General features: G+C 63.5%; 1 protein-coding gene. It reads left to right on the top strand.

The features are described from left to right. Positions 1–233: lyase family protein (locus EOD29_RS35335; protein WP_245475541.1), on the top strand; the 233-nt coding region annotated here is incomplete at both ends.

Here is a 233-nt window from a genome sequence, read left to right as displayed (position 1 = left end):
GTCGCGGTCAAGCTGTCCAAAACCTGCAACGACCTGCGGCTTCTGTCTTCGGGGCCGCGCGCCGGGCTGAACGAGATCAACCTGCCGGCGCGCCAGGCGGGTTCGTCGATCATGCCGGGCAAGGTCAACCCGGTCATCCCCGAGGTCGTCAACCAGGTCGCTTTCGAAGTGATCGGCAATGACGTGACGATCACCATGGCCGCCGAGGCGGGCCAGCTTCAGTTGAATGCTTT

The organism is Mesorhizobium sp. M1A.T.Ca.IN.004.03.1.1 (assembly GCF_003997555.1).
GTDB lineage: Bacteria > Pseudomonadota > Alphaproteobacteria > Rhizobiales > Rhizobiaceae > Mesorhizobium.
This window is presented reverse-complemented; position numbering and strand designations above follow the sequence as displayed.